Annotated in this window: 25 protein-coding genes and 1 other RNA gene; 24 read left to right on the forward strand and 2 right to left on the reverse strand. The window is 52.4% G+C overall.

The genetic code is table 11. From position 1 onward, the window contains the following. The first annotated feature begins 21 nt into the window (after positions 1-21). From floA to rnpB, 20 genes are all read left to right on the forward strand, one after another. Entirely contained in the window at positions 22-1,023 is a 1,002-nt protein-coding gene (gene floA / locus ACE41H_RS05080; RefSeq protein WP_375353730.1) for a flotillin-like protein FloA, read from the forward strand. A 35-nt stretch (positions 1,024-1,058) separates the two neighbouring features. Continuing rightward, on the forward strand, positions 1,059-1,604 hold the full coding sequence (locus ACE41H_RS05085; protein WP_375353731.1) for a hypothetical protein: 546 nt from the start codon (positions 1,059-1,061) through the stop codon (positions 1,602-1,604). A 199-nt stretch (positions 1,605-1,803) separates the two neighbouring features. After that, positions 1,804-2,097, forward strand: coding sequence for a sporulation protein YqfC (yqfC, locus tag ACE41H_RS05090; RefSeq protein WP_375353732.1), 294 nt, complete (start codon positions 1,804-1,806; stop codon positions 2,095-2,097). Next, positions 2,094-3,287, forward strand: coding sequence for a sporulation protein YqfD (gene yqfD, locus ACE41H_RS05095; RefSeq protein WP_375353734.1), 1,194 nt, complete (start codon positions 2,094-2,096; stop codon positions 3,285-3,287). Before yqfC ends, yqfD begins: the two co-directional genes overlap by 4 nt. A gap of 6 nt (positions 3,288-3,293) precedes the next feature. Continuing rightward, positions 3,294-4,265 carry a PhoH family protein gene (locus ACE41H_RS05100; RefSeq protein WP_375353735.1) on the forward strand — a complete coding sequence of 324 codons (972 nt, stop codon included), beginning with the start codon at positions 3,294-3,296 and terminating at the stop codon, positions 4,263-4,265. A 15-nt stretch (positions 4,266-4,280) separates the two neighbouring features. Beyond that, complete coding sequence (locus ACE41H_RS05105; RefSeq protein ID WP_375353736.1) at positions 4,281-6,530, forward strand: HD family phosphohydrolase; 2,250 nt, start codon at positions 4,281-4,283, stop codon at positions 6,528-6,530. 36 nt (positions 6,531-6,566) lie between these two features. Beyond that, on the forward strand, positions 6,567-7,064 hold the full coding sequence (gene ybeY / locus ACE41H_RS05110) for an rRNA maturation RNase YbeY (RefSeq protein WP_375353737.1): 498 nt from the start codon (positions 6,567-6,569) through the stop codon (positions 7,062-7,064). Beyond that, positions 7,064-7,441 (forward strand): diacylglycerol kinase family protein, encoded by a 378-nt coding sequence (locus ACE41H_RS05115; protein ID WP_375353739.1) that lies wholly within the window; start codon positions 7,064-7,066, stop codon positions 7,439-7,441. Before ybeY ends, ACE41H_RS05115 begins: the two co-directional genes overlap by 1 nt. A gap of 50 nt (positions 7,442-7,491) precedes the next feature. Continuing rightward, entirely contained in the window at positions 7,492-7,905 is a 414-nt protein-coding gene (locus ACE41H_RS05120; RefSeq protein WP_375353740.1) for a cytidine deaminase, read from the forward strand. A gap of 60 nt (positions 7,906-7,965) precedes the next feature. Then, positions 7,966-8,868 (forward strand): GTPase Era, encoded by a 903-nt coding sequence (gene era / locus ACE41H_RS05125; protein WP_375353741.1) that lies wholly within the window; start codon positions 7,966-7,968, stop codon positions 8,866-8,868. Between the two features lie 94 nt (positions 8,869-8,962). Further along, a complete protein-coding gene (locus ACE41H_RS05130; RefSeq protein ID WP_375353742.1) occupies positions 8,963-9,100 on the forward strand; it encodes a YqzL family protein in 138 nt (45 codons plus the stop codon). A gap of 53 nt (positions 9,101-9,153) precedes the next feature. After that, positions 9,154-9,915, forward strand: a complete 762-nt coding sequence (gene recO / locus ACE41H_RS05135) for a DNA repair protein RecO (protein ID WP_375353743.1) — start codon at positions 9,154-9,156, stop codon at positions 9,913-9,915. A 476-nt stretch (positions 9,916-10,391) separates the two neighbouring features. Next, positions 10,392-11,279, forward strand: a complete 888-nt coding sequence (glyQ, locus tag ACE41H_RS05140; RefSeq protein ID WP_375353745.1) for a glycine--tRNA ligase subunit alpha — start codon at positions 10,392-10,394, stop codon at positions 11,277-11,279. Next, entirely contained in the window at positions 11,272-13,347 is a 2,076-nt protein-coding gene (gene glyS / locus ACE41H_RS05145) for a glycine--tRNA ligase subunit beta (protein ID WP_375353746.1), read from the forward strand. The genes glyQ and glyS overlap by 8 nt, the downstream gene beginning before the upstream one ends. Before the next feature lie 177 nt (positions 13,348-13,524). Next, positions 13,525-13,995 carry a YaiI/YqxD family protein gene (locus ACE41H_RS05150; protein ID WP_375353748.1) on the forward strand — a complete coding sequence of 157 codons (471 nt, stop codon included), beginning with the start codon at positions 13,525-13,527 and terminating at the stop codon, positions 13,993-13,995. A 40-nt stretch (positions 13,996-14,035) separates the two neighbouring features. Beyond that, positions 14,036-15,856, forward strand: a complete 1,821-nt coding sequence (gene dnaG, locus ACE41H_RS05155; protein WP_375354028.1) for a DNA primase — start codon at positions 14,036-14,038, stop codon at positions 15,854-15,856. A 40-nt stretch (positions 15,857-15,896) separates the two neighbouring features. Further along, complete coding sequence (rpoD, locus tag ACE41H_RS05160; protein WP_375353749.1) at positions 15,897-17,033, forward strand: RNA polymerase sigma factor RpoD; 1,137 nt, start codon at positions 15,897-15,899, stop codon at positions 17,031-17,033. 232 nt (positions 17,034-17,265) lie between these two features. Further along, entirely contained in the window at positions 17,266-18,024 is a 759-nt protein-coding gene (locus ACE41H_RS05165) for a tRNA (adenine(22)-N(1))-methyltransferase (RefSeq protein WP_375353750.1), read from the forward strand. After that, positions 18,000-19,115, forward strand: a complete 1,116-nt coding sequence (locus ACE41H_RS05170) for a Nif3-like dinuclear metal center hexameric protein (RefSeq protein WP_375353751.1) — start codon at positions 18,000-18,002, stop codon at positions 19,113-19,115. Before ACE41H_RS05165 ends, ACE41H_RS05170 begins: the two co-directional genes overlap by 25 nt. A gap of 88 nt (positions 19,116-19,203) precedes the next feature. Further along, an RNA gene (gene rnpB, locus ACE41H_RS05175) (RNase P RNA component class A) lies at positions 19,204-19,603 on the forward strand. Between the two features lie 104 nt (positions 19,604-19,707). Here the strand turns inward: rnpB and ACE41H_RS05180 are convergent. Together ACE41H_RS05180 and ACE41H_RS05185 are read right to left on the reverse strand one after the other, a co-directional pair. Further along, positions 19,708-20,916 carry an aminotransferase-like domain-containing protein gene (locus ACE41H_RS05180; RefSeq protein ID WP_375353752.1) on the reverse strand — a complete coding sequence of 403 codons (1,209 nt, stop codon included), beginning with the start codon at positions 20,914-20,916 and terminating at the stop codon, positions 19,708-19,710. A 222-nt stretch (positions 20,917-21,138) separates the two neighbouring features. Continuing rightward, positions 21,139-23,043, reverse strand: coding sequence for a S8 family peptidase (locus tag ACE41H_RS05185; protein WP_375353753.1), 1,905 nt, complete (start codon positions 23,041-23,043; stop codon positions 21,139-21,141). Positions 23,044-23,224: 181 nt separating this feature from the next. Here ACE41H_RS05185 and ACE41H_RS05190 point away from each other — a divergent pair, with 181 nt between their 5' ends. The 4 genes from ACE41H_RS05190 (at position 23,225) to ACE41H_RS05205 (ending at position 25,381) form a co-directional block, all read left to right on the forward strand. Continuing rightward, the gene (locus ACE41H_RS05190) at positions 23,225-23,731 is read left to right on the forward strand and encodes a YpuI family protein (RefSeq protein WP_375353754.1); all 507 of its coding nucleotides are present in this window, start codon (positions 23,225-23,227) and stop codon (positions 23,729-23,731) included. A gap of 149 nt (positions 23,732-23,880) precedes the next feature. Beyond that, entirely contained in the window at positions 23,881-24,105 is a 225-nt protein-coding gene (locus ACE41H_RS05195; protein ID WP_375354030.1) for a DUF1540 domain-containing protein, read from the forward strand. Positions 24,106-24,161: 56 nt separating this feature from the next. Continuing rightward, positions 24,162-24,533: a hypothetical protein gene (locus tag ACE41H_RS05200; protein WP_375353756.1), complete on the forward strand. Its 372-nt coding sequence runs from the start codon at positions 24,162-24,164 to the stop codon at positions 24,531-24,533. A 167-nt stretch (positions 24,534-24,700) separates the two neighbouring features. Continuing rightward, complete coding sequence (locus ACE41H_RS05205) at positions 24,701-25,381, forward strand: lytic transglycosylase domain-containing protein (protein ID WP_375353759.1); 681 nt, start codon at positions 24,701-24,703, stop codon at positions 25,379-25,381. Positions 25,382-25,434 lie beyond the last annotated feature (53 nt).

Genomic DNA, 25,434 nt, shown 5'->3' on the forward strand with positions numbered 1-25,434 from the left:
ATAAATTGGAGGGTGATAAGGATGGGTTCAGGTTTGGTTAGTGTTTTGCTGATTGCCGTCGTGGCAGTCATTGTGCTTAGCGTTTTTTTTAGCTTTTTTCCGGTCATGCTGTGGATTTCCGCACTTGCCTCGGGGGTGCGGATCGGGATCATTACCCTTGTTGCGATGCGTTTGCGCCGGGTAACACCAAGCAGAATCGTAAACCCGCTGATTAAAGCGACCAAGGCAGGGCTAGGTCTGACGATTAATCAGCTGGAAAGCCACTTTCTTGCCGGGGGTAATGTCGACCGTGTCGTGAATGCCCTGATTGCGGCCCAGCGTGCCAACATTCCGCTGGAATTTGAACGAGCCGCTGCCATCGATCTGGCGGGACGTGACGTGTTGCAGGCGGTGCAGATGAGCGTCAACCCGCGTGTCATTGAGACGCCCGTTGTTGCTGCGGTGGCCAAGGACGGTATTGAGGTCAAGGTTAAAGCGCGTGTTACCGTACGCGCGAACATCGACCGTCTGGTCGGGGGAGCCGGCGAAGAAACGATTATTGCCCGTGTAGGTGAAGGCATCGTTACCACGGTTGGTTCCAGTGCGACACATAAAGATGTGCTGGAAAATCCCGATTCGATTTCCCGGACGGTGCTGTCCAAGGGACTTGATGCCGGTACGGCGTTTGAAATTTTGTCCATAGATATCGCCGATGTGGATGTGGGCAAAAATATTGGCGCCTTCCTGCAGACGGAGCAGGCGGAAGCGGATAAGCGGATTGCACAGGCGAAGGCTGAAGAGCGCCGCGCCATGGCGGTCGCGCAGGAGCAGGAAATGAAGGCGCGTGTCGTTGAAATGCGCGCACGCGTGGTGGAATCCGAATCCCAGGTGCCGCTTGCCATGGCAGAGGCGCTGCGGAGCGGAAATCTGGGCGTCATGGACTATATCAACATGCAGAATATCGAAGCAGATACACAGATGAGAGAGTCGCTCGGCAAGCCGAATGACAGCACCGGACCGAACCATCCGAATGAGCGCGGTTAGACAGGCAGAGTCCGTAGGAAAGCGGTGATGCAGAAATGATTGAATGGATAGTGCAACACCTGTATCTGGTAGCCGTCATCGTTTTTGCCCTGCTGTCGTTTTTGGGCAAAGCAAGTCCGGGCAAAGAAAATAAAAGACGGGGTGGCGGCGGAATGCCGACGTTCGGTGGCCCTGCTGAAGGTTTTCCGAGCAGAGGCAAAAAGCGGAACGACGGGGACAAACCGCAGCCGCAATATACGGTTCCGGACAAAGACTTCAGCGAGCAAGGATATGATGAGATTGAGCCGGCCCGAGGACCGGCAAGAAACGCTGCCAGGGATGACCTTGATGAAGGGTTGTCCGTGGAATATGCCGACGCGGAGTCGACACTTGAAGGACGAATCCGTGCCATGGAAGAGGAAAGGCAGCGGGTGCTGCAGAGACTGGACCGTATTTCCGGTGGTGAGATGGCTGTATACGGGGAGGATGACCGGGGAACCGAGGGTCGTTCCCGTTTCCGGACGGCTGATATCCGCAGCGGAATGATCTGGTCGGAAATCTTGTCCCCTCCCAAAGCGAAACGCCGGAGAAAAGGCGTATAGCATTATTGTCAGGAAGATGGAGTGTCTCATGGGTTCAAATAATAGGTCAGCCAGAATTCCTGGCTGGCCTATTTTTTTAAGCTGGTCCATGCACGCAGCAGCTTCGTTCTCGGAGCGTCTCAGAAGATGCAGGGTACAGCTTCATATTTAACACGGATCAAGCATAAGTTGTTTAGTACAGGAAGGGGGACTTACCCGAATGACCCGGATCAGCCGCAAGCTGCGCAAATGGACCAGTGAAGCGCTGGACCTGCCACAGGATATTCTTTTGGATATGCCGCGCTTGACTTTGATTGGCAGCAGACAGTTGTATATCGAAAATCATCGGGGTGTCCTGAATTTTACTCCGGAAGAGCTGCTGCTTGCCCTCTCCCGCGGAAGACTCCGGATAGGGGGCAGCGGCCTTGTGATCAGGAGCATATTGCCTGAAGAAATCAGCGTGGAAGGCGAGATTATGTCGGTCCACATTGAAAGAACGGGGGAGGAGCTGTGAGACAACCGGCTTTATCCCGCCTGCGCGGTACGGTCGTTATGGAAGTGACAGGCGGTCAAGTAGAAAGCTTTGTAAATCTGCTGTCAGAGCGGAAGATCCCGGTGTGGGACGTCAGGCCGCTGGGCGGGAACCGGGCGGAAATGAAGCTCCTGCTTCCGGATGTATTCTCCCTGCGTCCGCTGCTGCGGCGGACAGGCTGCCGGATGCATGTTACCCGCAGGTCAGGATTTCCCTTTATGCTTGCGCGTCTTGGACGGCGGAAGTTTTTTGCCGCAGGTGTCCTGCTTTTTTTTCTAGGAATCTATATGATGTCCTCACTGGTATGGACGGTGCAGGTAAAGGGGAACGAGAGCCTGACAACGGAGGAAGTGCTGCAGGCCGCCCGCGAGGAAGGAATCTATCCTATGCAATGGAGCTTTCGGTTGCCGGGACAGGACAAGCTGGCCAAAAATATGTTGCGCAGGCTGCCGGATGCTTCGTGGATCGGATTGGAAAAGCAGGGGACCGTCATTACGATTCAGGTGGTTGAAGCATCAAGGGCGGCACCTAGGCCGCTGCTTAATCCGCGCCATCTGATCAGCAACGCAGATGCGGTCATTACCGAAATTTATGCCGAGCAGGGAAGACCTGTCGTACAAAAAAATAAAAGAGTCAAAAGAGGCGATATTCTCATTTCCGGCACGCTCGGGGATGAAGTGAATCAGGAGCAGGTTGTGGCCAAAGGGCAGGTTCGTGGACTCGTCTGGCATGAATATGAGATTTCCACCCCTTTAGTTCAGCGAAGCTCGGCCTACACCGGCGAGAGCAGGGAGCGGCTGTACCTTGTGCTGGGAAAGCGGGCCATCCAGCTCTGGGGATACGGCCAAGAATCCTATTCGACATCGGATACCGTGACCGAATACGATCCTTTGACCTGGCGCTCCTTGAAGCTTCCTGTCGGCTGGATGACGGAAAGGGTGATGGAGACCCGCGAACAGAAGCACGCAGTATCTGAACAGGCTGCCAAGGAAATAGGTTTGGAAAGGGCAAAGGCCCATATTTTGGCGAAATACGGGAAGGGAACAAAAATTTTAGGACAAAAAATTTTGCATGAGAACAAAGAGAATGGTAAAGTTTATATGAAAGTGCTGTTCGAGGTAGAGCAAGATATTGCGGAAGAGCTTCCGTTAGTTTATAACCGAGGAGATTGAGGCTATTTGGCTGAACAAAATCACAGCATACGAATTGCATTGCACAATGCGGGAGAGGGACAGGCTCTTTTCGGCCCGCAGGATTCCTTCTTGAAATTAATTGAAACGGAGATTCCGGCCAAGATCGATTCCCGGGCGGAGGAAGTCGCTATCTATGGCGCACCGCGCGAGGTTGAGGTTCTGGAGCAGTTGTTTGACGTGCTCTTGCAGCTGATCCGCAACGGCTTTGTTCTTAGTGAGCGGGATATCCATTATGCTATAGAGTTGGCGAAGGATCTGAGAGCGGATCAGCTGCTTGACCTGTTCAAGGGCGAGATTGCCACCACCTTCCGCGGCAAACCGATCCGGGTGAAAACGATTGGCCAGAAGCACTATGTGACAACGATCAAAAAGCGGGATGTCGTCTTTGGCATCGGTCCGGCGGGGACCGGCAAGACATATCTGGCCGTGGTGCTGGCTGTTGCCGCGCTTAAGGAAGGCTCTGTCAAGCGGATTATTCTTACCCGGCCTGCCGTGGAGGCGGGCGAGAATCTGGGCTTTCTCCCAGGTGATCTGCAGGAGAAGGTCGATCCCTATTTGCGGCCGCTCTATGACGCACTGTATGATGTTATGGGACCGGACCAGACAGCCAAGGCACTGGAGCGCGGACTGATTGAAATTGCTCCTCTTGCCTATATGAGGGGGCGTACGCTGGATGATGCGTTCATTATTTTGGACGAGGCCCAGAATACGACACCTGAGCAAATGAAAATGTTTTTGACACGCCTTGGCTTCGGCTCCAAAATGGTCATTACAGGCGATGTCACCCAGATTGACCTGCCCCGTGGCAAGAAATCGGGATTGATCGAAGCGAAAACCATTTTGAATTCCATTGAGGAGATCGGGTTCGTGCAGTTTGCGGATGAAGACGTCGTGCGCCATTCCCTGGTTCAAAAAATCATTGTAGCCTATGACCGTGCTGCCGAAAATCAAGTATAGAGAGGGATTGTCTCTATGGCTCCGAAAGAACTGTCGAAAGGCACCAGCAAAATGACCCAGTATAGAATGAACGGATGGAAGTATAGCGTGGCTACACGCTATCTTCTGTTTTTGTTTTTGGTGATTCTTTTCTATGTGAGTCTTGCTCCGGGTCTGCTGCCCGAGCGTTATGACATCCGGGTAAATACGCCGAGCGAGAAGAACATCGTGGCTCCGATGCAGCTGCCCAACAACAAGGCTACACTGCAGGCGCAGGAGCAGGCTGCCGAAAGAGTGCAGGACATTTATACCATTGTGCCGATGCGCAACGACAACCTGGTGACATCCATTTTGGACAGGATCGACCGCCTGAATCAGGATGACCAGATCTCGGATGATGACAAGGCGGCGATTTATAAAGAGGAGATCCCGCAGCGCGCAGCGGATTTTGTGAATAATTTCGTGAACAACAGCAAAAAGGCGGATGCCTATCCGGACAAGCTTCTGGATGAGGTGCTTGAAAAGACGAGAGAGCAAACCTACAGAATTCCCGAGGAAACCTTTATCAAAATTCCGCGTCTGTCTTCGGACAACATTGCGGAGATGAAGCTGGTGGCCCGCGAGATCGTCACCAGGCTCATGAATGACCAGATTACGGATGCAACGACGGCGAGAGCCAAGGTAGCCGAACTGGTGAGCACCAGCTCGCTCAGCGACCGCATCTCCCGTGAAGTCGTTCAGGAGCTGGCAAGGCTTGCTGTCACGGCGAACAAGTTCTACGATGATGAGGCGACGAAGGCAGCCAAGGTCGAGGCGCGTGAAAATACGCCCACCGTATATATCGACCAAGGGGAGATTCTTGTCCACAAAGGCGAGATCATTACTCAGGATATTTATACACTGCTTGATGAGAACAATTTGCTCAAGGACGAGATCAACTATTGGCCGCAGTTCGGACTGTTGATGCTTTCCTGTCTGCCGGCTCTCGGGCTGCTTGTATTCATCCGGCAGTCGGATTCCCGCCAATTCAAATATAATAATGCGCAGCTTCTTATGCTTGTACTCATTTTCATCATTACCATCGTCGTCCTGCTCCTCGCCAATACGTTGCAGACGAGTGAACGGTCTTATACCGGGTATTTCGCCCCGGTAGCGATCGGTGCGATGCTGGTTACGCTGCTGCTGGACAGATCGTTGGCGTTTATATGCACAATCATCATCAGTATACTGTCCAGCATCATTCTTAATGTACGGCAGGGACAAATTTTTGATTTTAATTACGGTTTTTTTACGTTTGTGGTGTCCCTTACCGCCATTTTCACCATTCACCGCGCCAGCCAGCGATCCACCCTGTTCAAGGGAGCGATTATGGTATGCATTTTCGGGGCGCTGTCTGTGCTCTCCCTTGTGTTAATTGGTCAGGGAAGCTGGAACCAGCTAACCACGCTCTATTCGGTCGTAGGAGCCGTTGTCGGCGGGATGCTTACGGCCATACTGGTCATCGGGCTGATGCCTTTCTTCGAGTCGACGTTTGGCATTTTATCGGCCCTCAAGCTGGTGGAGCTGTCCAATCCGAACCATCCGCTGCTGCGGAAGCTGTTGACGGAAACGCCTGGCACTTATCACCATAGCGTCATGGTCGGCAACCTGTCCGAGGCGGCCGCAGAAGCGATCGGAGCTAACGGATTATTGTGTCGTGTCGGTTCATACTATCATGATGTAGGGAAAACGAAACGCCCTTCGTATTTTATTGAAAATCAGAACGGAATGGACAATCCGCATGATTCGATCGATCCCAAGCTCAGCAAGTCGATCATCATTGCCCATGCCCGGGACGGTGTGGAAATGCAGAAGGAATACAAGCTGCCAAAGCCGATCAGGGATATCGCAGAACAGCATCACGGGACCTCTTTCCTCCACTTTTTCTATCACAAGGCTTTGAGGCAGGCGGAAGAGCGGGGAGTTGAGCCGGATTTCACGGAGGATGATTTCCGCTATCCAGGGCCCAAAGCCCAATCCAAGGAAGCGGCCGTGGTAGGCATTGCTGACAGTGTTGAGGCTGCGGTGCGGTCGCTGCGCAAGCCAACGGTGGATCAGATCGAAACGATGATCGGGAAAATTATGAAAAGCAAACTGGATGATCAACAGTTCAACGAATGCGATCTGACGATGCGCGAGTTGGACATCATCTCGCAGACGCTGAAAGAAACCGTGATGGGCATCTTCCATTCCCGGATCGAATATCCGGAAGAAAAACCGAAGGAAGCTAATGAAAAGCTGCAGTAACGGGAAAGATTGGCACGCAAAAAAGGAGCGTAAAGCATGAGTCTTCAAATGGTATGGAGCAATGAACAGGAAGTTTTGAATATCAGTGAATCGCTGATTTCCACCCTGGAGGCGATCCTGCGCAAAGCGGGGGAAGCTGAAGGAGTGCATGATGGCGAAGTGGCTCTGACCTTTGTCACGGATGAGCATATTCACGAGTTGAACAAGCAGTATCGCGGCATCGACCGCCCGACGGATGTGCTTTCCTTTGCCATGAATGAAGGGCTGGAGGATGAACCGGAGATTGTCTATGAGATCGGGGAAGGAGACGCTGAGCCGGATCTTCCCGAGATGCTTGGCGATATTATTATTTCCGTGGAGATGGCGAAAAGGCAAAGCGAGGAATATGGCCATTCGCTGGAAAGGGAGCTCGGTTTTCTGTTTGTTCACGGCTTTCTGCACCTTCTGGGTTATGATCATCAGGATGATGACAGCGAAGCGGAGATGATGGGCAAGCAGGAGGTTGTGCTCGCGGAAGTGGGGTTAACTCGCTGATGAAACCGGCCCATTCGTGGAGATCGACATTTCGTTATGCCCTGGAAGGGATCGGCTACACCCTTCGCACGCAGATTAATATGAGGGTGCATGTTGTCATCGCCCTGGGTGTTATCGCGGCGGGTATCGTGTTCCGTATCTCCCGGATGGAATGGCTGTTTATTCTGGCGGCTTGCGCTTTCGTCATAACAGCGGAGCTGTTCAACACCGCCGTTGAGGCTGTCGTGGACCTTGTCAGCCCCAAAGTTCATCCGCTAGCCAAGGCCGCTAAAGACGCCGCCGCCGGAGCTGTGCTGCTGGCTGCGGTTTTTGCTGTCATTACAGGAGGGGTTGTGTTTTATCAACCTGTGTTGACCATGCTGAGGCATTTGCTGTAAATTGCTTCACAGCGAGAATATTTATTTTAAACGGTGGGGAGTCGGTTGGAATGGATCCAATGTTGTTAATGCAGGAAGCGGTCAAAGCACGCTTGAAGGCTTATGTGCCTTATTCCGGTTTCAGTGTGGGCGCCGCGCTGCTGGATGCCGATGGCAAAGTCCACTACGGATGCAATATTGAAAATGCCGCCTACGGGCCGAGCAACTGTGCCGAACGAACGGCACTGTTCAGCGCGGTGGCCCAGGGGCAAAAGCCCGGGAGCTTCAAAGCGCTGGCTGTGGTGGGAGATACGGAGGGGCCTATTTCCCCGTGCGGTGTATGCAGGCAGGTTATAGCAGAGCTCTGTCCCCCTGACATGCCGGTTTATTTGGGCAATTTAAAAGGGGACATGCAGGAAACGACCCTTGCCGAGCTGCTGCCGGGAGCATTCGGGCCATCCGATCTGGGCAAAGAGCGGCCATAACCGGGCACTATATCGAAAATAAACAAGAACACACGGACGCTAGGCGTCGGAGGAACGAATATGAGTAAAGCTAAATTCAGATCAGGCTTTGTCGCGATCGTCGGCAGGCCGAATGTCGGCAAATCCACCTTGATGAACCATGTGATCGGCCAGAAAATCGCGATTATGTCGGATAAGCCGCAAACGACCCGTAATAAAATACATGGGGTGTACACAACGCCGGAAATGCAGATCGTGTTTCTGGATACGCCCGGCATTCATAAACGGCAATCCAAGCTGGGTGATTTTATGAACCAGACTGCTCTCAACACTCTGGGCGAAGTGGAAGCCGTACTGTTTCTGGTGGACGCATCAGAGGGCATGGGGGGAGGAGACCGCTTTATCGCCGAACAGCTTAACAAAGTGTCTACTCCTGTCATTCTGGTGATGAACAAAATAGACAAAATTGAGCCGGAAGCGCTGCTGCCGCTGATTGAAGAATACCGGAAGCTGTATGATTTTGCGGAAATCGTGCCGATCTCGGCCAAAATGGGCAACAATGTGAACCGCCTGCTGGAGCAGATCGACAAATATTTGCCCGAAGGTCCGCAGTATTATCCGGAAGACCAGGTAACGGATCATCCTGAGCAGTTTGTTATTGCCGAACTGGTCAGGGAGAAGATTTTGCACATGACCCGTGAGGAGATTCCTCACTCCATAGCCGTCATGATCGAAGATATGCGGGTGGAGAGCAACGGGATTGTTCATATCTCGGCTGTCATATATGTGGAACGGGATTCCCAGAAGGGGATTATTATCGGCAAGCAGGGCGCCATGCTCAAAGAGGTTGGCAAGCAGGCGCGTCAGGATATCCAGAAGCTGTTGGGGTCGAAAATTTTTCTGGAGCTTTGGGTCAAGGTGAAGAAGGACTGGCGCAATCAGGAACGTGTACTGCGCGACCTTGGCTTCCATCGCGACGCCTGATCATAGCCATTTATTGCTTGGCATAGTTTCCCGGTCATCGAGCATCCTATCTCGTAAATGCGAGCGTCATTTCCGAAGGAAAGGATGAATACGAATGCGAGATTTTTCGTGGAAGTATTTTATGATGACTGGAGATGTCGATGCGTATTTGCTTTACAAAGAAGTTGCTGCACGGGGAGAGCAGACGGTGGCAGGAACAGAACCGGATGAACAGGAGGAAGCCGCAGAATAGGCTTTCGGTATAATGGCTTTTGCAATATGCAAAAGCGCATGGGGGATGGGGAAATGCTTTATAAATTGGAAGGCATCGTCATCCGCAGTATGGACTACGGCGAGGGGAATAAAATCATAACATTGTGCACCGAACACGGCGGCAAGGTCGGAGTGCTCATACGCGGCGCGAAAAAGCCAAAGAGCCGCCATGGCGCACTGGCCCAGCCGTTTACATACGGCCAATATGTTTTTTTTCGCAATACCGGGCTGGGAACGCTGAACGCCGGTGAACTGATCGACTCCCATCATGGACTTCGGGAGGACATCTTCAAGGCGGCCTATGCATCCTATGCCTGCGAGCTGCTGGACAGGGTGCTGCAGGACGAGGATACGGGAGCCTTCTGGTTCAGGCAGATCAAGGCCTGCCTGGAAGCGCTGGCAAGCGGCAAGGACCCGCAGGTCATCATCAGCATCTATGAACTCAAGATTCTGCAGGCTGCAGGTTATGCCCCACAATTGGATATCTGTATTTCCTGCGGAAGAGAATGCGGCCAGCAAGAGACGGAGGAATGGATCAGCCCGAGTCTGGGGGGTGAGCTCTGCAGAGCCTGCAAGCATTTCGATCCTGCTGCCATCCTTGCAACTCCCCGTGCGATGAAGCTGCTGCGGCTGTTCGCCCGTCTGGATTTGACCCGGCTGGGTAATGTGAATGTCAGCGAAGCGACGCGGGATGAGATTAAAGGCATGATGCGGCGGTTTATGGATGCACAGCTCGGAATGCAGCTCAAATCCCGCAATTTTCTTGAACAGTTGGACAGGTATGATATTCAGTAATAGGAGCGTACTTGGGGTACGTGAGCACCGGAAGGACCGGCTGAATTCAAGATTCGATGTCGAGTCCACTTCCTGACTTCCTTCGTGATCAAAAGATGACTTTTTGAACAACCTCTAATAATTTTTGTGTTTGACTAATATGTTATTATTGTGTACTATGTATTGTAATTATCTCTTATAATGAGACATGCAAAGATCGGGAAAGTAACTGTTGATCTTCCCTTCAAGCGAGTCAGGGACGGTGGAAGCCTGGCGGGAACCATCAGTGAAACGGCCCCCGGGAGCATGAATGACACGGAAAGCGGATTGCAGGCTCCTTTATGGGGGCAGCAGTCAAGTAGGGTGGAACCGCGGGAGTCAGCTCTCGTCCCTACGTCTGTACAGGCGTAGAGGGACGGGGGCTTTTTCATGTGCGTCCGTGCCGTACCTCCCTGTACATGCTCCGCAACTATTTTATGGAAAAGAGGCATGTATTCATGAATTTTCAGCAGATGATTCTGACGCTTCAGCAGTTTTGGTCTGAACAAAACTGCATCATCGTGCAGCCTTATGACACGGAAAAAGGCGCCGGTACGATGAATCCGATGACCTACCTCCGTTCCATCGGGCCCGAACCGTGGAATGTCGCTTATGTGGAGCCTTCCCGCCGTCCTACTGACGGGCGCTATGGTGAGAATCCGAACCGGCTGTACCAGCATCATCAGTTTCAGGTTATTTTGAAGCCTTCACCGGACAATATCCAGGAGCTGTATCTCGAAAGTCTGCAGCGCCTTGGCATCAATCCGCTTGAGCATGACATCCGCTTTGTGGAAGACAACTGGGAAGCTCCGACGCTTGGCGCATGGGGACTCGGCTGGGAAGTATGGCTGGACGGCATGGAAATTACCCAGTTTACGTACTTCCAGCAGGTCGGCGGCATTGACGCCAGTCCGGTAGCGGTTGAGATCACTTACGGAATGGAACGGCTCGCATCCTATATTCAGGAGAAAGAGAACGTATTCGATCTGGAGTGGGTTGACGGGGTAACCTATGGTGACGTATTCCATCAGCCTGAATACGAGCATTCCAAATACACTTTCGAGGTGTCGGACGTGAAAATGCTGTTCACACTCTTCAATATGTATGAGGAAGAGGCGAACAAGGCGATGGCCCAGCATCTGGTGTTCCCGGCGTATGATTATGTGCTGAAATGCTCCCATGCCTTCAACCTTCTCGATGCGCGCGGTGCGATCAGTGTGACCGAGCGTACCGGATATATTATGCGCGTGCGCAACCTGGCCCGCCAGGTCGCGGCAACGTATTTAGAGGAGCGCGAGAAGCTCGGCTTCCCGCTGATGAAGAAGAGAGGTGCGGAGCATGTCTAAAGATTTGCTGTTTGAAATCGGCCTTGAAGAAGTGCCGGCCCGCTTTATCCCTGCTGCCATTGCCCAATTGAAGGAAAGAATGACCCAGTGGCTGGACAGCTCGCGGATAGCTCATGGCGCCGTTGAGGGATATGCGACGCCGCGCAGGTTGGCCGTTCTTGTCCGCGAGGTGGCGGAGAAGCAGGAGGATGTGCAGGAGGAAGTCAAAGGGCCTTCGCGCAAGATCGCACAGGATGAGCAGGGGAACTGGAGCAAGGCCGCGCTCGGTTTTGCCCGCAGCCAGGGTGTTGACCCGGAGCTGTTCACCTTTAAAGAACTGGGCGGAGTAGAATACATTTACGCAACCAAGAGCAGCATCGGTGTTCCAACGTCAGAGGTGCTGGCGGAAGGATTGACGGGCATTCTGCATGCCATGACGTTCCCGAAATTTATGCGCTGGGCATCTTATGATTTCAAATTTGTAAGACCGATTCGCTGGCTTGTGGCCATGTACGGAACCGATGTCATCGGCGTGGAAATCGCTGGCGTCAAGGCGGGTAATGTGACCCGCGGCCATCGTTTTCTCGGACAGGATGCGGTAATCGCCCAGCCTGCCGCTTATGTGGAGACGCTGCGCGGCGAGCAGGTCATCGCCGATATCGAAGAGCGTCAGCGCATGATCCTGGAGCAGATTGAAGCCCTTGCAGCGGAGAAAAACTGGAAAATCGCGGTAAAGGATGATCTGCTCGCGGAAGTGCTCTTCCTGGTTGAAACGCCGACGGTGCTGTTCGGCACGTTCGATCCTTCCTTCCTGAACATTCCGCAGGAAGTGCTGATTACGTCGATGCGCGAGCATCAGCGTTACTTCCCTGTGCTGGATGATAAAGGAGAACTGCTTCCTTATTTCGTGACTGTACGCAACGGCGGCAAAGACTCGCTGGATGTGATTGCGAAAGGGAACGAGAAGGTGCTGCGCGCACGTCTGTCGGATGCGAAGTTCTTTTATGAGGAAGATCAGAGGCTGGAAATCAAGGATGCGGTCTCCAAGCTGGAGAGTATTGTATTCCATGAAGAGCTGGGAACGGTCGGCGATAAGGTACGCCGGGTGCGTCGTATTGCCGATATGCTTGCCCAGCAATTGGGCGCTTCTGCTGATACGGGGGAATCTGTTAGCCGTGCCGCCGATATTTGTAAATTCGACCTCGTAACCCAAATGGTATATGAATTTCCCGAGCTGCAGGGGGTTATGGGTGAGGATTATGCCCGCAAGGCTGGAGAAAAAGAAGAGGTGGCGAAAGCGGTATTCGAGCATTACCAGCCGCGGTTTGCTGGTGATGACGTTCCTTCAACGCTGGCGGGTGCGATTGTCAGCATTGCAGATAAGCTGGATACCATCACCGGCTGCTTCTCGATCGGCATTATTCCGACCGGTTCCCAGGACCCTTACGCATTGCGCCGTCAGGCGGCTGGAATCGTACAGATTGTGCTGGAACGCGAGCTGTCCGTCGGATTGCCGGAGCTGTTCACAATTGCGCTGGACATTCATCAGAATTTCGGCAGCATGAAACGCTCGGCCGAGGAAGTGCGTAAAGATTTGCATGAGTTTTTCGGACTTAGAGTGAAAAAATTGCTGTCTGAAACGCTGCGTTATGATGTGGTCGACGCGGTGTTCAGCGCCGGTTATGATGATGTTGCTTCCGTCGTGGGGCGTGGTGCTGCATTAATGGATGCAGTACAGTCAGGCGAGGCTTTCAAGAATACGGTGGAATCCTTTAACCGGGTCGGCAATCTGGCAGCCAAGGCCGTGCATGCATCGGTTAATCCTGAAGTGTTTGCGGATGCCGGGGAGAAGAACCTGTATGCCGCCTGGCAGGGCGTGCATCAGCCTTACCTCGAGGCGCTCGGTCAGCGTAAGACTGCAGAAGCGCTGGCTCTCGCCGGTCAGCTGACCGCTGCCGTAACCTCATTCTTTGATTCCGTCATGGTGATGGCTGATGATGAAGGAGTCCGCAATAACCGGCTGGCGCTGCTGGCTGTCATTCATGGGGACCTTAAACGGTTTGCCGATTTCTCGAAGCTGGTCTGGTAGAGATAAGTATCTGCTGGCCCCAATGTAACCCGCTTAGGAAGATAGAGGGATAAATAAAATACGGAACGATGCTGCTTACGCATCGTTCCGTATTTATGGTTATAGAATTATAAATTTTCAGCGGAGCTGAACCATTCTATAGTTAGACGTTCTTCAGGGAAAGCGGCGGTGAGGGCTATGAAGCTAGGCGATCGGCGTATTGTCGTGGATGGAGATGCCTGTCCGGTCAAAACTGAAATCGCGGCAGCGGCAGCCCGGTTTCAGATGGAGGTTATACTGGTATCTTCCTTTGATCATCTTTTACAAGGCGGCTCAGGCATAACGGTTGTCACTGTCGACCGCAGTGATCAGAGCGCGGATCTGTATATTGCCAATCATGTCCGTCGTGGAGATGTGGTGGCAACGAATGATTACGGGTTGGCCGCGCTGGCGCTGGCCAAAGGCTGCAGCGTGATTTCTTTCCGGGGGACGCCGTACAGTGATGAATCGATTGATTTTATGCTTGACCGGCGCCATATTTCTGCCAAGGAGAGGCGGCGCGGGAGGTATGGCAAAGGCCCTAAAGCCTTCACAGAAGAGGACCGTATAATGTTTCAACATAAATTGACAAAACTTTTAACAGACTTGCAGGAGAATGAGTTGGAATAGCGAATATATTTACGTGCTTAAAGAGATGAAGGTGGTTGGAATGAGTGCCGGACATGGCAACATCCCGGAGCATATCATTGAATCGGTGCTGCAGCAGCATGATATCGTGGATACGGTAAGCAAGTACGTGCATTTGACCAAACAAGGGAAGTATATGAAAGGCCTTTGCCCTTTTCATTCTGAGAAAACTCCTTCTTTCACGGTGACGCCCGAGCGCCAGATCTTCTACTGCTACGGCTGCGGCAAGGGAGGAAATGCCATCAAATTTACGATGGAAATCGAAGGATTAACCTTTCCCGAGGCCGTCAGGTCGATGGCGGAAGAGAGTCACATTCCGCTCGGAGATTGGCAGAGCCGCGAATCAACCCACCAGCATCCCGAGGTGGAACGGCTGCTGCAGGCATACGAGGTAACTGCAAAGCTGTATCATTTTCTGCTTAAAAATACGGAGTATGGCAAAGCCGCAATGGAATACCTTCGGTCACGGGGATTTACCGACAAGATCATAGACCAGTTTCAAATCGGTTATGCTCCCAACCGTTGGGATACGCTTGTTCAATTTTTGGAGAAACGTTCCTTTGATTTTGCGGAAATGGAGAAGGGCGGACTGCTGTCGGCCCGTCATGAACAGGATGGCTATGTGGACCGTTTCCGTGATCGTGTCATATTCCCCATCTGGAACCGGAACGGCAAGGTGATTGCCTTCGCGGGCCGGATCATCGGGGAAGGGCAGCCGAAATATCTCAATTCGCCGGAGACCCGCTTGTTTAACAAAAGCCGCACGCTATACAATCTTCATCAGGCCAAGCCGGCCATCCGCAAGCTGAGGCAGGCGGTTCTTTTTGAAGGGTACGGTGATGTGATCGCGGCCTGGGAAGCCGGGGTTCAGAATGCGACGGCTGGAATGGGTACGGCATTAACCGAGCATCAGGCCATGATGCTGAAAGGGCTATGCGATGAAGTCATCATTTGTTACGATGGCGACTCTGCAGGACAAGCCGCCGCGCTGAAGAACTTCCCTATACTGGAGAATGCGGGGCTGCATGTGAAGGTCGGACTGTTGAATGAAGGGATGGATCCGGATGATTTCATTCGCCAGTACGGGAGTGACCGCTTTAAACGGCAAATCATTGACGGCGCCGTTTCAACGGTTAAATTTAAGCTTATATATCTGAGGAAAAACCATATACTGCTAGAAGAAGAAGGAAGGATCGCATATTCCCGTGAAGCGTTGAAGATTATTGCGCCCTTATCTTCTCCGACAGAGCGTGAGGTTTACCTTCGCGAGGTATCCTCGGAAGTCAAGGTGGATTACGAAACGCTGAAGCAGGAGTGTAACTTGCTCAGGCAGTCGCTGCAAAAAAAACAGCAGGCTGGGGATAATAACGAGAAAAGGTGGAATAATGGTAGGCATAAAAAGGGCCACATTCCGACACCAAATTTGCTCCCCGCCTACCATGCGGCTGAACGGAGGCTGCTGTCCTGGATGCTTCAGGATGCCGAGGCCGCCCGATACGTTGAGGACCACCTGGGGGATGCCTTTAATATTGAGGATTATGCGGCAATAGCTGCATATCTATATGCATATTATGCACAAGGCAAACCGCCGGACTCCAGCCGGTTTATAGCTTCCCTCCATGATGACCGTCTTGAAAAAACGGTCAGCTCCATCGTCATGATGGATATACCGGGAATGTGGTCGCCGGAGATTTTGGATGACTGTATCCGGGAAGTGAGGAAATACCCGCTGCAGCAGATGCTGGATCGGAAGAGGGAAGAAATGGTTGCGGCCGAACGTTCCGGTGATATTCTGGAGGCGGCCAAAATTGCAAGTGAGATTATAGCCCTAGAGAGACAATAAAAGGTAGGTCGGATGTTTCTAGGGAGGAGGGAGTCGAATTATGGCGAATGATCAGCATACTGAACTAGAAACGGAATTAACGCTGGATCAGGTGAAAGATCAGTTAATTGAAGTGGGCAAAAAGAGATCTTCTCTGAATTACAAAGACATCATGGAAAAACTGTCGCCATTTGACCAAGATCCCGAACAAATGGATGAGTTTTACGAGCAGCTTGGCGACATGGGGATTGAGGTTGTCAACGACAGCGATGAGGATCTTGCAACCATACGCCAAGGCGATGATCCGGATAGAAGTAATGACAGCGACGATTTCAATTTTGACGATGACTTGAGCTTGCCGCCGGGTATCAAAATCAATGATCCTGTCCGCATGTACCTGAAGGAGATCGGTCGTGTACCACTCCTGTCTGCGGACGATGAGGTGGAGCTGGCGAAGCGGATTGAGAAAGGCGACGAGGAAGCGAAGCGTCGTCTGGCGGAAGCCAACCTGCGTCTCGTGGTCAGCATTGCCAAACGTTATGTGGGCAGAGGTATGCTGTTTCTGGACTTGATTCAGGAAGGCAACATGGGCTTGATCAAAGCTGTTGAGAAATTTGACCACAGCAAAGGCTACAAATTCAGTACCTATGCGACCTGGTGGATTCGTCAGGCCATTACACGTGCGATTGCCGACCAGGCCAGAACGATCCGGATACCTGTTCATATGGTGGAAACGATCAATAAGCTGATACGTGTGTCACGCCAGCTGCTGCAGGAGCTCGGGCGTGAGCCATCGCCTGAAGAAGTGGCGGCTGAGATGGAGCTTAGTGTAGAAAAAGTGCGGGAAATTATGAAGATCGCCCAGGAGCCTGTTTCGCTTGAAACACCGATCGGGGAAGAGGACGACTCGCATCTTGGAGACTTCATTGAGGATCAGGAGGCGCTGGCGCCTGCGGATGCTGCCGCCTATGAATTGCTTAAGGAGCAGCTTGAGGATGTGCTGGATACGCTAACTGAACGGGAAGAGAACGTGCTTCGCCTTCGTTTCGGTCTTGATGACGGCCGTACCAGAACACTGGAGGAAGTCGGCAAAGTATTCGGCGTCACGCGCGAACGGATTCGGCAGATTGAAGCCAAGGCTCTGCGCAAGCTTCGTCATCCAAGCCGGAGCAAACGTCTCAAGGATTTTCTCGAATAGCGTTATAAGCGGACCTTCTGCGGCTTAAGTGCAGAGGGTCTTTTTGCATTTCACTGCTGGCAGGGCAAAGGAGAGTTACTTGTTTTCTTTTGTCATATTTTCCTTGATCTGTTTTATTGGGTTTTATTTTAGCTCTTTTGCATTCGTAATGCAAATCATGTTTGACGTTCCGGCGACAAGGAAATGCTATGTCTTTACCGTATAGAAAAAAATGGATTGTGTGGGTGGCTTCATGAAATTATCACAGCGTTTGCAGTATATATTGGAACAAATCCCGCCCGGCAGCGTGCTGGCCGATATCGGCTCAGATCATGCGCTTCTGCCGGTGGCGGCTGTAGAGAGCGGAAGAGCATCCAGGGCCGTCGCGGGCGAGGTTAATGAAGGCCCGCTGCGTGCGGCCAGGAAGCAGGTGGCGGATGCAGGCCTTGCGGACAGGATCGACGTGAGGCACGGTAACGGTCTGCAGGTACTGGAAGCTGGCGAGGCTGACGTCATTACGATAGCAGGCATGGGTGGCGCGCTTATAGCGACTATTCTGGATGAAGGGACGGACAAACTGCCCGGCGTTCGCCAGTTGGTGCTGCAACCGAATGTTGGAGAAGATATGCTGCGAAAATGGCTGCTTCACTCCGGTTGGGTCGTCACATGTGAGCATATTCTGGAGGAAGACGGAAAAATATACGAGATTCTGACTGCGCTCCCTGAATCGCAAAGTCCGCTGTCGCAGGAGGACCTGTATGCGCAGGTTCAGCTTGCAGGTGGCTGTACCCTTACATCCGCTCTGCATCTGCGCATGGGCCCCCACCTGGTAAAGGCGCCCAATAAGGTGTTTTTTAAAAAATGGCAGGGGGAGATTGCCAAGCTTCAATCGGTGCTGAAGCAGGTGGAACGGTCAGAGCTGGAATCCGCGCGGGAGAAAAGGGAAGAGCTGCAACGGCAGATCGAACAATTGGAGGAGGTGCTCGCATGTTTGCAAAAGGACAGACCGTAATTCAATATATGGAACAGCTGGCTCCCAAGCATTTGGCCGTGCCGGACGACCGAATCGGGCTTCAGCTCGGCAGCCTGCAGAAGGAGATCAAGCAGGTGCTGATTGCCCTGGATGTAAACGATGAAGTGGTGGAAGAGGCGATCAGCCTTGGGGCTGATTTGATCATCGCACACCATGCGATTATTTTCCGGCCGCTGAAAACCTTGAACACCGATCAGCCAGCTGGCAAGCTGTATGAGAAGCTGATTAAAAATGATATCGCTGTTTATATCAGTCATACGAACCTGGATACGGCCGAGGGGGGCATGAATGACTGGATGGCTGCAGCACTGGGGATTGAAAGCGCGGGTACGCTGGAGGATGTGCACACAGACCAATTGTTCAAGCTGGTTGTGTTTGTACCCAAAACCCATCATCAGCAGGTTCTGGACGCCGTTCTTGGAGCCGGGGCAGGCCATATCGGCAATTACAGCCACTGCAGCTTCAATATAGAAGGCATTGGCACTTTTGTCCCGCAGGAGGGAACCAATCCGTTTGTGGGACAGCAGGGCAAAATGGAGCGTGCGGAGGAGATCAGGCTGGAGACCGTAGTTCCGGCAGGTATACGAAGTAAGGTGATTCAAGCGATGCTGAAAACGCACCCGTATGAAGAGGTCGCCTATGACCTGTATCCTATGGATCTGAAAGGACGGACCTTCGGATTGGGCCGTGTCGGCAAATTGAAGCAGTCCTGCACGCTGCGCGAATTTGTAGACGTGGTCAAAAAAGGGCTGAAGGTGCCCCATGTTCGTGTTGTAGGAGACCTTGACCGGGAGGTTAAAAAAGCGGCCGTCCTTGGCGGCTCCGGCAGCCGTTATGTGAACAAGGCGCTGTATAAAGGCGCCGATGTCATCGTCACCGGAGATATTGACTATCATACAGCCCATGATGCGCTTATGGCCGGGATTGCGATCATTGATCCCGGCCATAACGCCGAGAAGATTATGAAGGAGCAAACCGCAGGCTGGCTTCGCGTCAAGCTGGAGGAAAGCCGTTACGAAACCAGGGTGCAGGCCTCGGAAGTGGATACGGAGCCGTTCCGTTTTATGTAATCAGACATTTCCAGACAAAGGGCGGGTTTCCAGATAAAATGATCTTGTGCCCTTTGCCCAAAACCTGTATACTATACAATGTTGTGCGAAAGTTTGACAGACAATCGCTGGCGGCGCAAGCCGCGAGAGGAAAGTCCGGGCTCCACAGGGCAGGATGCTGGATAACGTCCAGTCAGCGCGAGTTGAAGGATAGTGCCACAGAAATGGACCGCCGATGGCCGCTATGCGGCACAGGCAAGGATGGAACCGAGGTGTAAGAGACCCCGAGGAACGCTGGTGACTTCGTTCCTGGTAAACCCCATCTGGAGCAAGACCTAATGGGACACAGCTTCTTCGAGAAGCAGCCTTAGCCCGAGGCGTGTCCGGGTTGGTCGCTGGAGCTGTGCAGTAATGTACGGCCTAGATAGATGATTGTCACTTGTGGTGGGAGGGTAGTTCCCGTTTGGACCACGAAGAGTACAGAACCCGGCTTACGGAAAACTTTCCAAACTGCAACCTTTGAAATACCTTTTAACTGATGAACAACCTATATCAAACAAGGCCGTGACCCCGGAATTCCGGTTGGCACGGCCTTGTTTTTTGGTTTGCGGATTCACACAGATACAGCAGCGGCTGCATAGCTCCGAAAAGCGCGGTCCATACGTTCGATAGCCTCTGGCAGCAGATGAGGGTCCGTATGCGTGAAGTTAACCCGCATCCGGTTATAGCCTGAACCGTCGCTATAAAACACCTGACCCGGCACGAATGCCACCCCTTCGCGGACAGCATGCTGCAGCAGAACGTCGGCTTTGACATGCTCAGGCATCTGCACCCACAGGAACATGCCTCCCTGCGGCTCTATCCAGGAGACGCCTTCCCACTTGCGATCTTGCATTAGAGAGGTCATTTTAACCATGCGGGCATAATATTCGGCCGACACAGTCCGGATGTGGCCCTGCAGATCAAAGAAACCGAGCAGTTCATGAAGCGCACGCTGATCGATAAGGCTGGAGTGCAGGTCCGAGGCCTGCTTTGCTTTGGCAGCCATGCGGATAATCGACGCGTCGGCCATCACCCATCCGGAACGGACGCCAGGAGCTACGGTTTTGGAAAATGTGCTGGTGTAGATTACATTGCCGTTGTCTCCGTACTGCTGATCGATAGAGTACAAGGACGGAAAATTAACATCTGGATTGAATTTCACTTTTCCGTATGGATCGTCCTCAAAAATGAGCACCCCGTGCTTGCGGCACAGTTCGACCACAGCGTTACGGCGTTCCAGACTCCATACATTGCCCCCCGGATTGGAGAAGGTAGGGATCACATAGACAAATTTCGGATGGTGACGGAGCAGCTTGGCTTCCAAATCGTCAGGCAGCATCCCGTGTTCATCCGTCTCCACGGCGACAGGGACAGCCTGGTACGACTGAAATACCTGCAAGGCGGACAAGTACGTAGGCGCCTCTACAAGAATTACATCTTCCGGATCCAGGAAAATACGTGCAATCAGATCAATGGATTGCTGGGAGCCTGTCGTCATCAGCATTTCGTCGGGTTGTACCCGGCAGCCGTCAGCGGCCATTTGTTCGCAGAGACGCTCGCGCAGCGGAAGGAAGCCTTCGGTCAAGCCGTACTGCAATGCCGTCCCGCCTCCGCTTAACGCCCGGTCGTACGCCTCGCGGATCGCAGCGACAGGAAAAAACGCTTCGGCCGGGAGTCCGCCAGCCAGAGACAAGATATCCTTGCCCTGAGTTACTTTCAGAATGTCTCTTACTGCTGACGAACCCAAATGCCGGGTCATGGTTGAAAAACGCTGTGTCAACTTCATCATCTCCTGAACGGGTTATGAAACAAGTGTCATGTACTGTACTGATTTTCCGTATAGTATAAGGTATATATACGGCAGAAGACAAGCTTCAGGGAGGGATTGAAGCTGCTGTGCAGCCTCGTTGCCGAAAGCCGTACGGCTTCTCCGGATCGCAAACCCGTCCTGTAAAGCAGTGAAAAAGGCAGACCCGAATGCTTCGGATCTGCCTTTTGCCGGTCATGGATTGAATCTGCTCAGTATCGATTCCAGCCTGCTGCGCAGATGCTGTGGCCACAGCTGCAGCGGAGCGCCCTCGCCTTGTGCTGCGCTGAGCGCCTTGTAGGAGTCGATTTGCCCATACCCGAAATACTTGTCATGTCCTGCCGCACCCAAATCAATCACGTTATTGCGCAAAATATCCATAACCTCGGTATTTTGCAGCTCCGGATTTTGCGAGCGGATCAGCGCAGCCACTGCAGCCACGTGAGGGCTGGCCATGGAAGTTCCGGACAAGGCGGCGTATTGGCTGCCCGGAAAGGTGCTGGCGATGTTCGTTCCGGGCGCGGCCACATCGATGTAATCCCCGTAATTGGAATAGGAGGCCCGTTTCATGGATGAATCCGTAGCGGCAACGGCCAATACCTCAGGGTATGCCGCCGGATAGCCGGGCCGCTCCGTATTATCATTGCCTGCCGCCGATATAAGCACGATATCCTTGTTATAAGCGTATTTGATGGCTTCATGCAGAAATTGCGAGTCTGCATAGTTGCCCAGGCTCAAATTAATGACCTTGGCGCCGTGATCTGCGGCCCAAATGATGCCCTGTGCCACAGAATAGGTCGTGCCTGAGCCGGAATTGTCCAAAACCTTGACAGGCATTATTTTGTTATACCAGGTCATGCCTGCCACACCTTCATTGTTGTTGACCAGCGCGGATATGATGCCTGATACATGGGTGCCGTGACCGACATCATCATAGGGCTTGCTGGCAGGATCAATAATGTTGTAGCCCTTGACAAACTGTCCTTTCAGATCCGGATGATCCAAATCTGCGCCGGTATCCACGACAGCTACCGTGACGTCCTTGTTGCCTCTGGACAAATTCCAGCTGCGGTTCGCTTCAACTGCCGGTAAATTCCATTGGTACTGTGAGAAAAGGATGTCATTGGGAACGGATACGGCCTTGGTTTCCTTTGCTGTTTCATCATTGGTTAAATACATGTAATGAGGCTCAGCGTAGAGTGGATTCCATTTTTTATCAAAATACTGCTTCAATTGCTTGTAATTCATATTGCCGGAACGAAAGATATAGGTATCCCCAAGCTTTCGTCCCTCCTGTTTGCTGTGCAGGTCGCGGCGGATTTGTTCCAGCCGCTCCTTTCCCGGCTGGTTCCGGAAGCGGACGACGATTTCATTTTCATAAAAATGGCTGGCATTTTCGTTGTCATGCCCGGTTTTGACGGTGATGTCCTGCAGCGTGTTCGGGTAAACGGACTCAACCTTGAAGCGCCCTTCACGGGGATAAGGAATCATCCGGAGATTGCGCCGCTGGTGCTCCTCGACGGCGTTAAGAACCTGCTCGTTAAAGACGCCGATCACGGCATGTCTGCCATCAGCCGAAGGCTCGGCCAGGATGAAGTAGCGGTCCTTTCCGGCCAGAAGCGACGGGGATTCATACGATTTGCCCCGTTTTACCGCTTCTTTGGCGGCCTGAATACCCGAGCGGACAGGCTGAGCCTGCCCCGCCGCATCCCGGTCGAGCCCGGCTCCGGCAATCTGACGGGAGCGGCCGTTATGTCTGTCCAGCCAAATCAGCGCGTGCAGCTGATGGTGGCTTTTTTTCATGTCCTCCCCATAAGTGGAAATGCTGCCGTCGCTGCTGCTGTTTAGAACAGCCATCATGGCATGAAGATGGCCTTTTGCATCGTGTCTGAGCAGTTTCCTGGTCGTGTTGATATCCCCGGACAGCAGCGTCTTTTTCATTTCCATTTCCGTATCCTGCCTGTCCGGTGTTCGCACGGAAAGAGTCTGAGGAGCTTGAGGCTGCTTCTGTCTGCTGCCGTTCCAGGGTAGAAGCACGCCAACAACCAGCAGGGCGGCGGCAACCCCTAAGGTTGTTTTGATCCATCTGTGACGGGACATATCAGGTCCTCCTGTAAATCGAAATTTGGGTACGCTTAGCGTTGGAAACTTCGCAGTTTTTTATACCGTTTGTCCGTCGTTTATGGTAGGATTATTACTGAATTTAGGGTTGACGTTTAAACGGGATGATACCGGGTAAACCATTATTGAAGGAATTGATTAGAGGGGGAGAGCTGCATCTATGTCAGCAGTCAATGTACAAAAATTATGTGAGTCCACTCGGGAGAAGCTAACATTTGCCGTCGGGCGGATTGAATTGTTTCTAAATGAGCATGCCTTGCCGCAGCTGAGTGGGGAACAGGAGGAAGAGACGGTGCAGTATTACAGGGGATTTCTTTCGGATCTCCGCCACCTGCTCGTTTTCTCCGAAGTTTCTTATGAAAAGCTGGGCATCGCTTTACGGCGTGCCAATTTTGATGTCGATTTTGCCGAAAAGGCTCTGTATAATGTGTACCATGACTGTGTGAACAGCTTCTTCTATCCCAAGAACGAATCCTATGTAGAAGATGGTCGTTATGCTTATACAGGTCAGGATGCCATACGCTTCCGCAGAACCGTTCTTCCTGAAGTGCGGGCGGTTATTATGGACATTACCAGAACCTACGAGGAGCTTCGCGACGATCTTGCCTATTACGAAAGCGACTACCTGACCCAACGCCGGATGCAGAGCCGGCGCACTCACGCATAATAACAAATGTAAAGCCGTTGATGGTTATACCGGACTGAACCTGGTAAACTGTCGGCGGCTTTTTTTGTGCATGTTTGTTATCAACTCCCATGCGGTATGCGGCATACGGGCAGGCAGGAAGGGACATAATGAGCCTTGAGGTGATAAATATGAGCCATCAGGACAATCCATCAGTCCGGTGCAGTGTATCTAATTGTCATTATTGGGGACAAAACAACATCTGCAAGGCGGATGTCATCATGATTGACGTTGACCATCATGCAGGCAGAAAGCTGCAGGAGGAATACGCCGGGGAGATGTTCAGCACCAGCGAACACGAGTACGCGGAAAATTCTGCGGCTACCTGCTGCCACACCTTTAAACCGAAAAATTGAAAGTAGTCAGTCCATTCTGTTAGTCCTCACACAAAATGCGGAGGTGCAGCAATCTTATGGATGACAACAACCGAAAGGGTAAAATTTCGGATAACCCGCCGCCCAGAGCTCTTGTAGTGCGTGACCGTGTGGACTATCCGCGAAAGGATCACCGGGAGGAATACGCGGCCGAAGTTGCGCCCATTAGGCCGGCAGAAGACAGAAAAGAAGCGCAGGAAAGTGGCACAAAGGGCAAAACGGCAGGTTATGCAGGCATTGCATTGGGCATTCTGGCGTTGTTCATGTGGTCTATTGTGCTTGGTCCCATCGCAGCGATTCTTGGCTTCTATTCCTTGGCCAACGGCAAGAGAACCTTGGGCGGATGGGCGATTGGCCTTGGACTGGTGGCGACGATCAGTTATTTCGTATTTATTCCGTTCGTCCGATAGCTGCAGTGCAGAGGATTTCAAACGGAGCAGCTCCTCCCGAAAAGGGACGGGGCTCTTTTTTTCGACAAAACCTCTGGCAGACGCTAACAAAAAGTTGTATCATAGGCAATAATGCCGTCTGCTCAGGAATATCGTTTAATACCTGTTAAGAAAGTTGGGAATTATACATGCAAATAGATCCACGTGTGTCGAAGCAGGCTGTCGATATGCCATTGGTGAATAACGCAAATCCAAGCGAAGCCCGGGACAGCGGTTCCGACTTTGCCAGTTTGATCGCTCAGGTTGAACAGCAGCCCGGGGAGGTTGCACCGCAAAGTGCAGTGACAAGGGAGAACGGTCTGTTGTGGCTGCAGCTTGGCTCTGCCGCAGGATCACCTTCCTATACGGCTTCACTGGATAGTGCAGCATTTTCAGGAGAAACATTCAACCCTCCTACAGCATTCGATTCGCTGATCACGGCGGCCAGCAGAAAATACGGCGTGCCTGAATCCCTGATCAAGGCTGTCATCGATACCGAGTCCTCTTTTAACCCGTATGCCGTTTCATCGGCAGGGGCAAAAGGGCTGATGCAGTTGATGGATGCGACGGCCCAGGGACTTGGAGTCAGCGATGCTTTTGATCCCGCTGAGAATATTGACGCAGGTGTCCGCTATTTGTCCTATCAGCTGAAGCGCTTTGGCGGTCAGGAGAATATGGCGCTTGCAGCTTATAATGCAGGCCCGTCCAAGGTAGAGCGCCTTGGAATATCCAGTGACACGGAACTGATGTCCGTACTGAATCAGCTGCCGGTTGAGACACAGAATTATGTGGCCAAAATTCAAAACGCCCGTGCGAAATTTTCTGGCTAGAATGTTGCAGTGAATGAATATTTCTGAACCGGATGTGGGTCTGCCAAAGGATC

This window comes from Paenibacillus enshidis (assembly GCF_042136365.1).
GTDB lineage: Bacteria > Bacillota > Bacilli > Paenibacillales > Paenibacillaceae > Paenibacillus > Paenibacillus enshidis.